The organism is Streptomyces sp. NBC_00224 (assembly GCF_041435195.1).
In the GTDB taxonomy this organism is placed as follows: Bacteria; Actinomycetota; Actinomycetes; order Streptomycetales; family Streptomycetaceae; genus Streptomyces.
Window position 1 is genome coordinate 5,067,556 of sequence record NZ_CP108106.1, and the last position, 15,264, is coordinate 5,082,819.

General features: G+C 72.2%; 13 protein-coding genes. 7 read left to right on the forward strand and 6 right to left on the reverse strand.

Annotated features, from left to right (window positions below; genetic code table 11):
- Positions 1-205: 205 nt before the first annotated feature.
- Complete coding sequence (gene mshD, locus OG965_RS22630; RefSeq protein WP_371653895.1) at positions 206-1,144, reverse strand: mycothiol synthase; 939 nt, start codon at positions 1,142-1,144, stop codon at positions 206-208.
- Between the two features lie 205 nt (positions 1,145-1,349).
- Between mshD and OG965_RS22635 the strand changes: the two genes are divergently transcribed.
- Positions 1,350-3,191: a bifunctional UDP-sugar hydrolase/5'-nucleotidase gene (locus OG965_RS22635; protein WP_371653896.1), complete on the forward strand. Its 1,842-nt coding sequence runs from the start codon at positions 1,350-1,352 to the stop codon at positions 3,189-3,191.
- Positions 3,192-3,309: 118 nt separating this feature from the next.
- Here OG965_RS22635 and OG965_RS22640 read toward each other — a convergent pair whose 3' ends face one another.
- The 3 genes from OG965_RS22640 to OG965_RS22650 all read right to left on the reverse strand — a co-directional run bounded on the left by OG965_RS22640 (position 3,310) and on the right by OG965_RS22650 (position 6,733).
- A complete protein-coding gene (locus OG965_RS22640) occupies positions 3,310-4,746 on the reverse strand; it encodes a sensor histidine kinase (RefSeq protein WP_371653897.1) in 1,437 nt (478 codons plus the stop codon).
- Entirely contained in the window at positions 4,743-5,477 is a 735-nt protein-coding gene (locus OG965_RS22645; RefSeq protein ID WP_371653898.1) for a response regulator transcription factor, read from the reverse strand. Before OG965_RS22645 ends, OG965_RS22640 begins: the two co-directional genes overlap by 4 nt.
- A 110-nt stretch (positions 5,478-5,587) precedes the next feature.
- Positions 5,588-6,733, reverse strand: coding sequence for a S1C family serine protease (locus tag OG965_RS22650; RefSeq protein ID WP_371653899.1), 1,146 nt, complete (start codon positions 6,731-6,733; stop codon positions 5,588-5,590).
- Positions 6,734-7,488: 755 nt separating this feature from the next.
- Between OG965_RS22650 and OG965_RS22655 the strand changes: the two genes are divergently transcribed.
- Together OG965_RS22655 and OG965_RS22660 are read left to right on the forward strand one after the other, a co-directional pair.
- Positions 7,489-8,367, forward strand: coding sequence for an NUDIX hydrolase (locus tag OG965_RS22655; protein ID WP_371653900.1), 879 nt, complete (start codon positions 7,489-7,491; stop codon positions 8,365-8,367).
- Positions 8,368-8,443: 76 nt separating this feature from the next.
- Complete coding sequence (locus OG965_RS22660) at positions 8,444-9,274, forward strand: MBL fold metallo-hydrolase (protein ID WP_371653901.1); 831 nt, start codon at positions 8,444-8,446, stop codon at positions 9,272-9,274.
- Between the two features lie 171 nt (positions 9,275-9,445).
- Here the strand turns inward: OG965_RS22660 and OG965_RS22665 are convergent, their stop codons facing one another.
- On the reverse strand, positions 9,446-10,120 hold the full coding sequence (locus tag OG965_RS22665) for a Crp/Fnr family transcriptional regulator (RefSeq protein ID WP_017947815.1): 675 nt from the start codon (positions 10,118-10,120) through the stop codon (positions 9,446-9,448).
- A 251-nt stretch (positions 10,121-10,371) separates the two neighbouring features.
- On the opposite strand from OG965_RS22665, the gene nth reads away from it, so the two are divergent.
- The 4 genes from nth (at position 10,372) to OG965_RS22685 (ending at position 14,945) form a co-directional block, all read left to right on the forward strand.
- Positions 10,372-11,448 (forward strand): endonuclease III, encoded by a 1,077-nt coding sequence (nth, locus tag OG965_RS22670; protein ID WP_371653902.1) that lies wholly within the window; start codon positions 10,372-10,374, stop codon positions 11,446-11,448.
- 73 nt (positions 11,449-11,521) lie between these two features.
- Positions 11,522-12,319 carry a CoA pyrophosphatase gene (locus OG965_RS22675; protein ID WP_371653903.1) on the forward strand — a complete coding sequence of 266 codons (798 nt, stop codon included), beginning with the start codon at positions 11,522-11,524 and terminating at the stop codon, positions 12,317-12,319.
- A 12-nt stretch (positions 12,320-12,331) separates the two neighbouring features.
- Positions 12,332-13,555, forward strand: coding sequence for a MarP family serine protease (locus OG965_RS22680; RefSeq protein WP_371653904.1), 1,224 nt, complete (start codon positions 12,332-12,334; stop codon positions 13,553-13,555).
- Between the two features lie 49 nt (positions 13,556-13,604).
- Complete coding sequence (locus OG965_RS22685) at positions 13,605-14,945, forward strand: 6-phospho-beta-glucosidase (protein WP_371653905.1); 1,341 nt, start codon at positions 13,605-13,607, stop codon at positions 14,943-14,945.
- A gap of 33 nt (positions 14,946-14,978) precedes the next feature.
- On the opposite strand, the gene OG965_RS22690 is transcribed toward OG965_RS22685, so the two are convergent.
- Positions 14,979-15,158, reverse strand: coding sequence for a hypothetical protein (locus tag OG965_RS22690; RefSeq protein ID WP_371653906.1), 180 nt, complete (start codon positions 15,156-15,158; stop codon positions 14,979-14,981).
- Positions 15,159-15,264: the final 106 nt, after the last annotated feature.

Here is a 15,264-nt window from a genome sequence, read left to right on the forward strand (position 1 = left end):
CCCGTTCCGGGAGGGTGGCACCTCGGGCTGCATTGAGTGAGCGTCGCAAGCGTGTCTGAATGGCCGGTAACGAGGACATGACGTGCGGGAATCCGTGGGCGGGCCCCAAAGGGGCGCGGGGAACTGCGCGACCAGCCACACACTGCCCGCACCCGAAAGACAGCACGTCGCGCCGAGCTCCACCGCACCCCTCCCGGGAGAGGCGTCAGGACTCCGTGCGGTACATCAGATCCACCTCGTGGACGGCGAACCCCAGCCGCTCGTACACGGTCACCGCCGCCGTGTTGTCCGCGTCGACGTACAGCATCGCGGTCGGCAACCCCTCGGACGCGAGATGCCGCAGGCCAGTCGCGGTGAGCGCCTTGCCCAGCCCACCCCCCTGCGCGTCCGGGCGGATCCCCACCACGTACACCTCCCCGATCCTCTCCGCGGCGTGCACCTTCGTCCAGTGGAAGCCCACGATCCGGCCGTCGCGCTCGGCGAGGAAGAAGCCCTTGGGGTCGAACCAGGGCTCCGCCTTGCGGTCGTCGAGGTCGCGCTGGGTCAGTCCGCCCTGTTCGGGGTGGTGGGCGAAGGCCGCCGCGTTCACGGCCAGCCACTGGGCGTCGTCCTCGCCGGGCACGAAGGTCCGTACGGTCACGCCCGGCGGGTACACCGGCTCGGCGATGTCCGGCGGGCTCAACGGCCGCCGCATCTGGCGCAGTTCGCGGAACAGGGTGAGGCCCAGGACCTGGGCGAGGTGGCGGGCGGCGGAGTGCCCGCCGTGCGCCCACACCCGCAGCCGCTTGCCGGAGGCGCCGAGCAGCGCCGAACCGAGCGCCCGGCCGTGGCCGCGGCCACGGTGGGCGGGGTGGATGACGAGCTCCGCGGCCGGTGCCTCGATGGGGTCGGTGTCCTCCAGCTGGGCGTACCCGATCAGTTGGGACCCCTCGGACGTGATGACCGTGAGCAGGAAATGGCGGATTCCGGGCCGCCGGCCGCCCCGCAGCTGGAGCCGCCCCTGCTCGGACACGGCCTGCTGCCCGTCGGCCCCGGCGGCCTCGGCGAGCAGCGCGAGGACCTCCTGGGCCTGGGGGTGGGTCAGCTCGTCGAGGGTCTGGATCTCACGTCCGGAGGGGCCGGGTGCGGCGGGGTCAGTCGTCATGTGTACGAGCGTACGGCGGCCGGGGGCAAAACCTGACGTACCGCCAAACGGCAACCATCCCGTAACCCCACCCCCCTGTCGCGCTACGCGCGTTGACTCTAGGCTTCCGACGCGGCGGCCCGACCCTCGTGTTTCGGCCATGCCCACCACGCTTCACGAACGCTTCAAGAACGCTTCACGACCAGCTGAATCATTTAGGGGAGAGATGACAGCGACACCCCAGAAGCACCACGGCGGCCGCGCGGGCCGCCGGGTCCTGGCGGCCGCCGCCGGGCTCACCACGCTCGGCGCGCTCATCGCCGCGATGCCCGCGGCCGTCGCCCACGACAAGGGCCACGGGCACCCGAAGCCCTCGCGGACGGTGGACGTCCAGCTTCTCTCCTTCAACGACCTGCACGGCAATCTGGAGCCGCCGGCCGGCTCGGCCGGGGCCGTGAACGAGAAGCAGGCCGACGGGACCGTGAAGTCCATACCGGCCGGCGGCGTCGAGTACCTGGCGTCCTCGCTGCGCACCGCGCGCAAGGGCCACCCGTACTCGATCACCGCCGCCGGCGGCGACATGATCGGCGCCAGCCCGCTTCTGTCCGGCCTCTTCCACGACGAGCCGACCATCGAGGCGCTCAACAGGATCGACCTCGATGTGACGGCCGTGGGCAACCACGAGTTCGACGAGGGCGCGGTCGAGCTGGCCCGGATGCAGAACGGCGGCTGTCACCCGGTCGAGGGCTGCTACGAGAAGGGCAAGAAGTTCCGGGGAGCCGACTTCCCGTATCTGGCCGCCAATGTGACCAGCGAGAAGACCGGCAAGCCGATCCTCAAGCCGTACACGGTCTGGAAGAAGAACGGCGTCAAGATCGGCTTCATCGGCGTGACCCTGGAGGGCACCCCGAGCGTCGTGACCGCCTCCGGCGTCAAGGGCCTGAAGTTCCACGACGAGATCGAGACGATCAACAAGTACGCCAAGGAGCTCGACCGGCAGGGCGTGAAGTCCATCGTCGCCCTGATCCACGAGGGCGGGATGCCGGCGACCAACGCGTACAACTACGACTGCGACTCGGCCGGTCCCGGCAGCGGTCTGTCCGGCCCGATCGTCGACCTCGCCAAGGGCATCACGCCCAAGGTGGACGCGCTGGTCACCGGCCACACGCACCAGGCCTACGCCTGCACCGTCCCGGACCCGGCGGGCAACCCGCGCATGGTCACCTCGGCGGCCTCCTACGGCAAGCTCTTCACCGAGACCACGCTCACCTACGACAAGCGGACCAAGGACATCGTCCGGACCGCCGTGAAGTCGCCGAAGTCGGTGAACCGCGTCGTCAGCCGTGACCAGGCCAAGGCGACGGACATCACCGACCTGATCGCCCGCTGGAACAAGCTGGCCGCGCCGATCGCGAGCCGCCCGCAGGGCTACATCTCCGCCGACATCAACGGCCGCGGCTCCGAGGCGCCCGAGAAGCCGCTCGGCGACCTGATCGCGGACGCGCAGCTCGCCGGGCTCTCCCCGGCCGACAAGGGCGGCGCCCAGCTCGCCTTCATGAACCCCGGCGGCATCCGCTCCGACCTCGTCCACAAGGCGAGCGGCAGCGAGGGCGACGGGGTGGTCACCTACGGCGAGGCCTTCACCGTCCAGCCGTTCACCAACATGATGAACGTCGTCGACCTGACCGGCGCCCAGCTCATCCAGGGCCTCCAGCAGCAGGTCAGCGGCGGCAACACGGCCACGCCGAAGATCCTCCAGGTCTCCAAGGGCTTCACCTACACCCTCGACATGACCAAGACCGGCGCGGACCGCGTCCTCGTCGACACGGTCAAGCTGAACGGTGTCGCCCTCGACCCGGCGAAGACCTACCGCGTCGCCATGAACGAGTTCCTCGCGGGCGGCGGCGACGGCTTCGCGGCGCTCGGCCAGGGCAAGAACAAGCTGGTCGGCGCGTCCGACCTGGACGTCTTCGACGCCTACCTGGCCGCGAACTCCTCGGCGTCCGCGCCGCTCGCGCCGCCGGCCGGGGGTCGGATCACGGTCGTGGGGAAGGTGGCGGGCGAGTAGTCGCCTTTCGCAGTACGAAGGTGGGGCGCCGGGACATCCGGACGCCCCACTTTCGGCTGTAAAGGGGCGCGGGGAACTGCGCGACCAGCCCCCACCGGCCCGCAGTCGAAAAACAAGCTCACGCGCCCGGGGCGTCCGGCGGCGGAGTAGGGGCACCCGGCAGGCGAATCGTGGCGACCGTGCCGCCGCCGTCCGGCGCCGCGCCGAGCGCGATCGTGCCGCCCGCGTGCTGGACCGTACGGGCCACGATGGACAGGCCGAGCCCCGAGCCCGGCAGCGAGCGGGCCGAGGGCGAGCGCCAGAACCGCTCGAAGACGTGCGGCAGTTCGTCGGCGGGGATGCCGGGGCCCTGGTCGCGCACGGTCAGGGTGCCCCGGTCGAGCGCTACCTCGATGGTGCCGTGCGGCGGGCTGAACTTCACCGCGTTGTCCAGCACATTGACGATCGCCCGCTCCAGGGCCGCGGGCTCCGCCCGTACGTACCAGGGGGCCAGCTGCGCCCTGATCTCCAGCTCCGGCCCGCGCAGCCGGGCGCGGTCGAGCGCCACCCTGGCGATGTCGTGGAAGGCGACGACCTCCAGCGGGCCCTCGCGGACCGCGTCGGGCCGGGACAGCTCCTGCAGGTCCCCGATCAGCGCGGCGAGTTCGGTCATCTGGGCCTTGACGGACGCCATCAGCGCCTTGCGGTCGGCGGGCGGGATGGCCCGCCCGGTCTCCTCGCTCCTCGCCAGCAGCTCGATGTTCGTACGGAGCGAGGTGAGCGGGGTGCGCAGCTCGTGCCCCGCGTCCGCGATCAGCTGCGACTGGCGGTCGCGGGAGGAGGCGAGGGCGGCGGTCATCGCGTTGAAGGACCGCGAGAGCCGGGCGATCTCGTCCTCGCCCTCGACCGGGATGCGGACGGTGAGGTCCTCGGTGCGGGCCACGTGCTCAACCGTGCCGGTCAGCCGGTCCACGGGGCGAAGCCCCGTACGCGCGACCCAGAGCCCGGCGGCGCCCGCGCCGATGACTCCTATGCCGGAGACGACCAGCAGGACGATCGCCAGCTTGTTGAGCGGCGTCGTCACGTCGGACATCGGCACCGCGATGGAGACGGCGACCCGGCCCTGCGGGCCGAGGCCGCGGATGTGAGCCTCGTGGGTGTAGACCCGGCGCTCCACCCCGGCGCTGTCCGTCGTGGTGTGCAGCGCGTCGGCGCGCGGTCCATTCGCGACCTCGACGTCCGGGCGCTCCACCTGAAGCCGCGCGGACCTGGGGTTGACGCACACCGAGCCGTCCGAGAAGACCACCTGGGTCAGTGGGGTGTTGCCCGGCAGCCGGATCGGTTCGGGGTTGGGGCTCTGGCAGGTCTGGATCAGGACGTTGGCGTAGTCGGTGCTGGCCGAGCTCGCCGCCTGGTTGCGCAGCCGGTTGTCGAGCTGGCTCGTGAGCACCCCCTGGGTGATGAACCAGCACGCGGCGGCCACCGCGGCCACGGCCACCGTCACCGCCGTGGCGACGAGCAGTGCGAGGCGGGATCGGAGCGGCAGCTCGCGGAACCACCGCAGCGCTCTTCTCACTCCGTGCCGCCCGAGCGCAGGGCGTACCCCACCCCCCGCACCGTGTGCACCACGCGCGCCTCGCCGCCCGCCTCGGTCTTGCGGCGCAGATACATGACGTACACGTCGAGGGAATTGGACGACGGCTCGAAGTCGAAGCCCCAGACCGCCTTGAGGATCTGCTCGCGGGTCAGCACCTGCCGGGGATGGGCCAGGAACATCTCCAGGAGCGTGAACTCCGTACGGGTCAGCTCCACCACCCGCTCGCCCCGCGTCACCTCACGGGTCGCCAGGTCCATCCGCAGATCACCGAAGGTGAGGATGTTGTCGTCGTGCTGCTCGCCGTCCGCGGGACCGGCGTACGAGCTGCGGCGCAGCAGCGCGCGGATCCGGGCGAACAGCTCGTCCAGCTCGAACGGCTTGACCAGGTAGTCGTCCGCGCCCGCGTCGAGCCCGGTGACGCGGTCGCCGACCGTGTCGCGCGCGGTGAGCATCAGGACGGGGGTGGTGGACCCCCCGCCGCGCAGCCGGCGGGCGGCGGTGAGCCCGTCCATCCGGGGCATCTGGATGTCGAGGACGATCAGATCGGGCCGGTACGCCTCCGCCTTGGCCAGCGCGTCCAGACCGTCGACGGCGACCTCCGTCCCGTACCCCTCGAAGGCGAGGCTGCGCTGGAGCGCCTCCCGCACGGCGGGCTCGTCGTCGACGATCAGGATGCGCTGGGTGTCGTCCTCGGCGGGTGCGGGGCTCATCGGTCTCGGGTCTTCCTCGGGGTGTGGTCCGGCGGCACGGCGGTGGTCCGGCGTGGTCCGGGTCGGGTGCTGTCCAGCGTCGCATGCCGCGCCTGCGCCTGCCGTGAGGATCAGCTGTTGCTGCTGGTGCCGTTGTTGTCGCTGCCGCTGTTGTTGTTGCCGGAGCGGAGGGAGTCGAGGTCGGCCTTGACGGTGTTGATCGGGATGGCGAAGCCGAGCCCGACACTGCCCGCGGAGGAGGACTGGCTGGCGGAACTGGGGCTGTACATCGCGGAGTTGATGCCGATGATGTTGCCGTTCATGTCGATCAGCGCGCCGCCGGAGTTGCCCGGGTTGAGCGAGGCGTCCGTCTGGATGGCCTTGTACGTGGTCTTCGACGAGCCGGTGTCGCCGTTGAACTGCTGCCCGCCGAACTCGAACGGCCAGCCGCCGCGCCCACCGCCCTGCTGGCCCTGCCCCTGGCCTTCGCCCTGTCCCTGGCCCTGGCCCTGCTCCTTGGCGACGGTGACGTCACGCTTGAGGGCGGAGACGATGCCGCTGGTGACGGTGCCGGTCAGACCCTCGGGGGAGCCGATGGCGACGACCTGGTCGCCGACCTTGAGGTTGTCGGAGTTGCCGAGACTGGCGGGCTTGAGCCCGCTCGCGCCCTGCACCTTGATCAGCGCGAGGTCCTTGTCGGGGTCGGTGCCGACGACGCTCGCGGTGTACGTCTTGCCGTCGCTGGTCCGCACCTTGACCTGGTCGGCGCCGGCGATGACGTGGTTGTTCGTGACGATCTCACCGCCGGAGGTGATGATCACCCCGGATCCGGTGGACTCCCCGGAGGTGGAGGTCGCGCTGATCTCCACGATGCTGGGCGAGACGGCCTGGGCCACGCCCGCGACGGTGCCGGTGGTGTTCCTGGAGGCGTTCGTCCCCGCGACGCCGGGCGCGCTGGCGCTGGTGTCACCCCCGGCCCACCGCTCCACGAGCGTGGCGGTCCCGCCCCCCACGGCCGCGGCGGCGAGCGCGACGGCGGCGAGCAGGCCGACGGAGCGGCGGGCGCGGCGGTGGGTGGGGGCGGCGGCGCCGGGTGCGGCGGGGTGCCCGGGGTCACCCGGGATGCCCCCGCCCCCGTTGCCGTTCGCCGGCCAGATGGTGGTCCCGGGCCCGGCGTGCACGGGCTGGCTCGGCTCGTACGGGGGCGGCAGGGGGAAGGCCCCGGACGCCTGCGGGTACGGCTGCGGCTGCTTCGGCTGCTGCTCGGGGAAGGTCATGTGCATTACCTTCGCGGCGCTGGATGAGAGCCGTCTGAGGACGGGGTGAGAAGCCCGGCAGAAGGGTGTTTGCCCGAAATAAAGGGAGGCGCTGTGGCCGGGGCGGCCCGGGCGGTATCCCCCACCCCGCCCGTTCACCTAGACCCTCCGGGGGTGGGTGGGGGTTGAGGTGGGTCTCCCTGGGGCTACGCCCCCAGACCCCAGGCCCCGCAAGCGGGTGCAGGGGCTCCGCCCCGGGCTCCGTTCGTCTGCGGGCCATCTGTGGCTGGTCGCGCAGTTCCCCGCGCCCCTGAGGGGCGGGAGCTTCGCTCCCTGCCCCCGCTCTCGGGGCTCCGCCCCGGACCCCACTCCTCAAACGCCGGAGGGGCTGAATTTTGCCGAGCCCCGCTCCTTGCACGCCGGAGGGGCTGAATGTGCCCGGACCTGCGCCTTGCACGCCGCCGGGGCTGACTTTCGTGCCGCCGGTGCTGGAGGTGCCTTTAGGGGCGCGGGGAACGGCGCGACCAGCCCCCACCGGCCCGCAGACAAACACCGGGCCAAAAAGGGGCGCGGGGAACTGCGCGACCAGCCACACGCAGCCCGCAGACAAACACCGGGCCCCCGCGCCCCCCACCCGCAGACAAACGGGGTCCGGGGCGAAGCCCCGGGACGGGGTCGACCGGCACCGGCCAGTGCCGGGGAAGGGGGGACGGGGCAGCCCCGGCGCGGGGGCGTGCGGCCTCGAACGTGCGCGCGTCAGGGGATAGCCTCCGGCCATGCCCAATGGTCAGTGGTACCCGCCGGAATGGCCCGACCGCATCCGCGCCCTCGCCCACGGCGAACTCACCCCCGTACAGCCCCGGCGAGCCGCGACCGTCATGTTGCTGCGGGGCGGGGACGAGCACGGCGGGCTCGCCGTGCACATGCTGCGCCGCCGCACCTCCATGGCCTTCGCCGGCGGCGCCTACGCCTACCCCGGCGGCGGCGTCGACCCCCGGGACGACGCCCGCCGGATCGGATGGGCCGGGCCCAGCCGAGAGACCTGGGCGGCCCGCCTGGGCGTGGGCGCGGACGACGCCCAGGCCATCGTCTGCGCGGCCGTCCGCGAGACGTACGAGGAGGCCGGAGTCCTCCTCGCCGGACCCGACGCCGACAGCGTCGTGGGCGACACCACCGGCGACGACTGGGAGGCCGACCGTCACGCTCTCGTCGCCCGCGACCTCTCCTTCGCCGAGTTCCTCGACCGCCGGGGCCTGGTCCTGCGCTCGGACCTGCTCGGGGCGTGGGCCCGCTGGATCACCCCCGAGTTCGAGCCGAAGCGGTACGACACCTGGTTCTTCGTCGCCGCGCTCCCCGAGGGCCAGCGCACCCGCAACGCCTCCACAGAGGCCGACCGGACGGTGTGGATCCGGCCCGCCGAGGCCACGGCCGGGTACGACGGGGGCGAGCTGCTCATGATGCCCCCGACCGTCTCGACCCTGCGCGCCCTTCTCCCGTACGCCACTCCCGCCGACGCCCTCGCCGCCTCGGCGGCCCGCGACCTCACCCCCGTACTGGCGCGGGCGAGCCTCGGCGACGACGGTGAGATCGTGCTGAGCTGGCCCGGGCACGACGAGTTCACCAAGCGCGTGCGTACCGGCGGCGGGACGCCGTGACCGCAGCAGCGCCCAGCCCGATGCCGATGCCTATGCCGACGCTCCCGTCCCCGTCCCTCACGGAAGGTGCCCCCGCGTGACCGAAGCCGCGGCCCTCCCCGGCCAGCCCCGCGGCGGGGTGCTCTCCGGCCCCGCCACGACCCGTACCGTCAACGTCCTCGCGCCCAACGCCTCCGCGATGACCCTCGACGGCACCAACACCTGGATCGTCGCCGAGCCCGACTCCGACCTCGCCGTCGTCATCGACCCCGGACCGCTCGACGACGCCCACCTGCGGAACGTGGTCGCCACCGCCGAGCGGATGGGCAAGCGGGTCGCCCTCACCCTGCTCACCCACGGCCACCCCGACCACGCCGAGGGCGCGGCGCGCTTCGCGGAGCTGACGCGCACGCACGTACGCGCGCTGGACCCGGCGTTGCGCCTCGGGGACGAGGGGCTCGGCGCCGGTGACGTGATCACCACGGGCGGGCTCGAAATGTGGGTGGTGCCGACCCCCGGCCACACCGCCGACTCCCTCTGCTTCCATCTCCCCGCCGACCGGGCCGTGTTGACGGGGGACACGGTCCTCGGGCGCGGCACCACCGTCGTGGCGCACCCCGACGGCCGCCTCGGCGACTACCTCGACTCACTGCGGCGGCTGCGCTCGCTCACGGTCGACGACGGCGTCCACACCGTGCTGCCCGGGCACGGGCCGGTCCTCGACGACGCGCAGGGCGCCATCGAGTTCTACCTCGCCCACCGCGCCCACCGGCTGGCCCAGGTGGAGACGGCGGTGGAGAACGGCTTCACCAAGGCGGCGGACGTGGTGGGCCGCGTCTACGCGGACGTCGACCGCTCGCTGTGGCCCGCGGCCGAGCTCTCCGTACGCGCGCAGCTGGAGTATCTGAGCGAGCACGGGTTGATCTGACCGCGAAGGCACCCGCCTCGCTCGTAACTGCCTTTTTCCACGGTGCACTTGTCAAGGAGCGGCGGCGTGTCTGCCACGTATCCACAGACTAGGACCGACCACTGACAACGGGGCCCGCCTCCCGAGGGAGGCGGGCCCCGTCACGTACGAACGCGCAGGTGAACGGCCGTATCAGCGCGAGCGCTTGGCGAGCCGCTCGACGTCGAGCAGGATCACCGCGCGGGCCTCCAGACGCAGCCAGCCGCGCTGTGCGAAGTCGGCCAGAGCCTTGTTCACCGTCTCGCGGGAGGCGCCGACCAGCTGGGCCAGCTCTTCCTGCGTCAGGTCGTGCACGACGTGGATGCCCTCCTCCGACTGCACGCCGAAGCGGCGCGACAGGTCGAGGAGCGCGCGGGCGACGCGGCCCGGGACGTCGGAGAAGACCAGGTCGGACATCTGGTCGTTGGTCTTGCGCAGTCGGCGGGCGACGGCGCGCAGCAGGGCCGTGGCCACCTCGGGCCGGGCGTTCAGCCAGGGCTGGAGGTCGCCGTGGCCGAGGCCGAGCAGCTTGACCTCGGTGAGCGCGGTCGCGGTGGCGGTGCGCGGGCCCGGGTCGAAGAGGGACAGCTCGCCGATGAGCTCGCCGGGGCCGAGGACCGCCAGCATGTTCTCGCGGCCGTCGGGGGAAGTGCGGTGGAGCTTGACCTTGCCCTCGGTGACCACGTAGAGGCGGTCGCCGGGGTCGCCCTCGTGGAAGAGGGCGTCGCCGCGGGCGAGCGTCACCTCACTCATCGAGGCGCGGAGCTCCGCGGCCTGCTCATCATCGAGCGCCGCGAAGAGCGGGGCGCGCCGCAGAACGTCGTCCACGAGTTCTCTCCTTGTCGACCGGTTCAGGGGACCGTGTTCCCCTTTTTACCGGACGGGGTAAACAGTGCGATCAATCACAAGGATGACGCACCGGAGCGCCGGACTGTGCGGCAGGGGGCCGATTGGGGTGGTGATTCGCTGTGGCCGGGGCGGATGTCAGTGCGTGGCTTTAGGCTGGCCGGGTGTCCAATTCGCCGGTGAGAGCGCAGGCCAGGGGGGCCACAAGAGTGTCGGCAGGCAGTGATTCCGCTGTGGGCGAACAGCCCGCGAGTAAACCGAAAAAAGCCGCGAAAGAATCAAAATCGGCCAATCGGGCCGCGTCGGCGCCGGAGCCCACCCCGGGCGCGTCGGCCGCCCCGAGCGCGCCCGCGAAGGGGCCGGCCGGGGGAACCCCGACCAAGGAAGCCCCGGAGAAGAGGGCCGTGCTCAAGAAGGCGGTCAAGAAGACCGTGGCCAAGAAGGCGGTCAAGAAGGCCGCGCCTGCGAAGACCGCCGCCACGAAAGCCACGGCGAAGCCTGCGAAGGCCGCTGCGACGAAGGCCCCGGCCAGGCCCGTCGCCAAGCCCGAGTCCCACCTCTCCATGGTCCGGCGCGCGCGGCGGATCAACCGGGAGCTGGCGGATGTGTATCCGTACGCCCACCCGGAGCTCGACTTCCGCAACCCCTTCGAGCTGCTGGTCGCGACCGTCCTGTCCGCCCAGACGACCGACCTGCGGGTCAACCAGACGACGCCCGCGCTGTTCGCCGCGTATCCGACCCCCGAGGACCTGGCCGCGGCCGACCCGGAGGCGGTCGAGCAGCTGATCCGGCCGACCGGGTTCTTCCGCGCCAAGACCAGGTCGATCATGGGGCTCGCCGCCGCCCTCCGCGACGACTTCGGGGGCAATGTCCCGGGCCGCCTCGAAGACCTGGTGAAGCTCCCCGGTGTCGGCCGCAAGACGGCGAACGTGGTGCTCGGCAACGCCTTCGGCGTTCCCGGCATCACCGTCGACACGCACTTCGGCCGTCTGGTCCGCCGCTGGAAGTGGACGGACGAGGAGGACCCGGTCAAGGTCGAGGCCGTCGTCGCCGAGATCTTCCCGAAGAGCGAGTGGACGATGCTCTCGCACCGCGTCGTCTTCCACGGCCGCCGCATCTGCCACGCCCGCAAGCCCGCCTGCGGCGCCTGCCCCATCGCCCCGCTCTGCCCGGCGTACGGGGAGGGAGAGACGGACCCGGAGAAGGCGAAGAAGCTCCTGAAGTACGAGAAGGGCGGCCTCCCGGGCCAGCGGCTCTCCCCGCCCCCGGACTACCCGGGGCGGCCCGCCCCGCCGCTGGGGGCCGGATGACGGATCGCGGATGACCGGACGGAACGAACGCGACCGGCCCGGACGTTGTGACCGGTGGACGACGGGGGTGCCTATGACGCACGCGAGTGACACCAGTAAGACGAGTGACACCAGTAGGACGTACGAGAGGTATGAGGGCGGCACGGGCGGCGCGGCCGCGCCTGACGGACACCAGGGCCACGACGGCGGCCCCCAGGGCCTCCACGGCCCCGCCGTGAGCCGTGACGGGCTGCCCGAGTGGCTCGCCCCCGTCGCGCGCGCGGCCGACGACATCGAGCCGCTCCAGCTCAGCCGGTTCCTGCCGCCCGAGAGCGGCGCCGGGCGCCAGTCCGCCGTGCTGATCCTCTTCGGTGACGGCCCGGCCGGGCCCGAGCTGCTGCTCATGGAGCGCGCCAGCCAGCTGCGCTCGCACGGCGGCCAGCCCTCCTTCCCGGGCGGCGCCCTCGACCCCGAGGACGGCGACCCCCAGACCACCGGCCCGCTGCGCGCCGCCCTGCGCGAGGCCGAGGAGGAGACCGGCCTGGACCCCGAAGGGGTACAGATCTTCGGCGTGCTGCCCCGGCTCTACATCCCGGTGAGCGGTTTCGTGGTCACTCCCGTCCTTGGCTGGTGGCGCGAGCCGACCGCGGTGCGGGCGGTGGACGCGGCCGAGACCGCCCGGGTCTTCACCGTCCCCGTGGCGGATCTCACGGACCCGGCCAACCGGGCCACCGCGGTCCACCCGCGGGGCCACGCAGGCCCGGCCTTTCTGGTCGAATCCGCCCTCGTCTGGGGCTTCACGGCCGGTGTGATCGACCGGTTGCTGCACTTCGCGGGCTGGGAGCGCCCCTGGGATCGCACCAGGCGGGTCCCGCTCGACTGGCACGCGTGACAGGGTGGGCCCGTGAACGTGCTGGACATCCTGTTGCTGGTCGCCGCCGTGTGGTTCGCGATCGTCGGCTACCGCCAGGGCTTCGTCGTCGGCATCCTGTCGGTGATCGGCTTCCTCGGCGGTGGTCTCATCGCCGTGTATCTGCTGCCGGTCATCTGGGACCAACTGACCGACAAGCGGGACGTGTCGACCACCGCCGCGATCATCGCGGTCGTCGTCGTGATCGTCTGCGCCTCCGTGGGCCAGGCCTTCACCACGCACCTGGGCAACAAACTGCGCCAGCACATCACCTGGTCGCCCGCGCGCGCCCTGGACGCCACGGGCGGCGCGCTGGTCAACGTCGTGGCGATGCTCCTTGTCGCCTGGCTGATCGGCACCGCGCTCTCCCCACTGGCCGACCCCCAGGACTCGTCTAGCCGGGGGAACGCGCTGGGACGGGCGGTCAACGACTCCCAGATCCTGCGCGGCGTCGACAAGGCGATGCCCAAGCAGGCGTACACCTGGTTCTCGGACTTCTCCTCCATGCTGGCGCAGAACGGGCTGCCGCAGGTCTTCGCCCCGTTCACCAACGAGTCGATCACCAAGGTCCCGCCCCCCGATCAGGCGCTGGCGACCAGCCCCGTCGCGGCGCAGGCCAAGCGCTCGATCGTCAAGGTCACCGGCACCGCGCCGAGCTGCGGCAAGCGCCTTGAGGGCACCGGCTTCGTCTTCGCCGAGCGCCGTGTAATGACCAACGCCCACGTAGTGGGCGGTGTGGAGGACCCGAAGATCCAGATCGGCGGCCAGGGGCGGACGTACGACGCGACGGTGGTGCTCTACGACTGGCGCCGCGACATCGCGGTCCTGGACGTGCCCGACCTGAAGGCCCCGGTGCTGCGCTTCTCCTCCCAGGCGGCGCACAGCGGCAGCGGCGCGATCGTCGCGGGCTTCCCCGAGGACCAGCCGTACGACGTGCGCGCCGCGCGCGTCCGCGGCCGGATCACCCCGCCGGGCCCGGACATCTACCACCGCGGCACGGTCACCCGCGAGGTCTACTCGCTGTTCACCACGGTCCGCCCGGGCAACTCCGGCGGCCCCCTCCTCACCCCCGACGGCAAGGTCTACGGAGTGGTCTTCGCCAAGTCCCTCGACGACCCGAACACCGGATACGCGCTGACGGCCGGCGAGATCCGCGAGGACATCCAGCTGGGCCGCACCGCCAACCAGCAGGTCGACAGCCAGCAGTGCGCCCTCTGACCGCCACGTTGCCGCCCCCGCTGAATCCCGACTCCCCGAAGAGGCCGGAATGCGACTGACGATCCTCGGCGGCGGCGGCTTCCGCGTGCCGCTCGTGTACGGCGCCCTGCTGCGCGACCACGCACCCGGCCGGGTCACCGAGGTCGCGCTGTACGACGTGGACGCGGCCAGGCTCGCCGCCATCGCCAAGGTCCTCGCCGACCAGGCCCGCGGCATCGCGGACGCGCCGGCCGTACGGGCCACCACCGACCTCTACGAGGCCCTGCGCGGCGCCGACTTCGTCTTCTCCGCGATCCGCGTCGGGGGCCTGGCGGGCCGGGCGGCCGACGAGCGGATCGCGCTCGCCGAGGGCGTTCTGGGCCAGGAGACGGTCGGCGCGGGCGGCGTCGCGTACGGACTGCGGACCGTGCCCGTGGTGAACGCGATCGCCCGCCGGATCAAGGCGGTCGCCCCCGGCGCCTGGGTCATCAACTTCACCAACCCGGCCGGTCTCGTCACCGAGGCCATGGCCCGCCACCTGGGCAAACGCGTGATCGGCATCTGCGATTCACCGGTAGGCCTGGCCCGCCGCGTGGCCCGCACGATCGGCGCCGACCCCGTCGCCCTACGGCTGGACTACGCGGGCCTGAACCACCTCGGCTGGCTGCACGGCCTCTACGAGGGCGAGGAGGACGTGCTGCCGCGCCTGTTCGCGGACGACGCGCTGCTGACCTCGTTCGAGGAGGGCAAGCTCTTCGGCGCCGACTGGCTGCGCTCACTGGGCTCGGTGCCCAACGAGTATCTGTACTACTACTACTTCAACCGCGAGGCCGTCACCGCGTACGGGCATGCCGAGCTCACCCGCGGCGCCTTCCTCCTGGACCAGCAGGCGCGCTTCTACGCGACCGTGGCGGACGGCGAGCAGGCGTGGGACGCCTGGGACCGCACCCGCGCCGAGCGCGAGGCCACGTACATGTCCGAGAACCGGGAGGTCTCGGGCGCGGGCGAGCGCGCCGCCGACGACATGGAGTCGGGCGGGTACGAGAACGTCGCCCTGGCGCTGATGCGGGCCATCGCGCGCGACGAACCGGCGACGCTCATCCTCAACGTGCGCAACGGCGCCTCGCTGCACGCCCTCGACGCCGAGGCGGTCGTCGAGGTCCCGTGCCACGTCGACGCGTCAGGCCCGCGCCCGCTGTCCGTGACCCAGCTGACCGGCCATGAGGCGGGCCTGGTCAACGCGGTGAAGGCGGTCGAGCGGTGTGTCCTGGAGGCCGCCGATGCCGGCTCGGTGCGGGCGGCGGTGAAGGCCTTCGCCCTGCACCCGCTGGTCGACTCGGTCCAGGTCGCCCGACGGCTCCTGGACGGCTACCGGGGCGCCCACCCGGGCCTCGCGTATCTGCGCCCGTAATCGCGTACGTACGTCGTCCACGCGCGGCCCGTACTACGTACGCGAATGGCGCAGCCGAGCCGAGACCCAGCGGGCCCGGCGGCGGAGGATATGTGGAATACCGAGTTGGGGATCATGGCCCTGACCTTGCGGGCCGCCCCTCTCGTGCGAAATCGGCGCGGTGGCCGAGCGGCGGTTGCGTGCTGCGTCACCGTAGTCGTGCGTCCAGCCCATACCCCGACGTCTGCCCGGGGCCCAAGGTCGGTAACCGCGTCTCGGGCGGCCAATTGGCCTATGCGCCGGGCATTTGGCTGTTCGTCAGACAAGCGTTCCCGTCCGC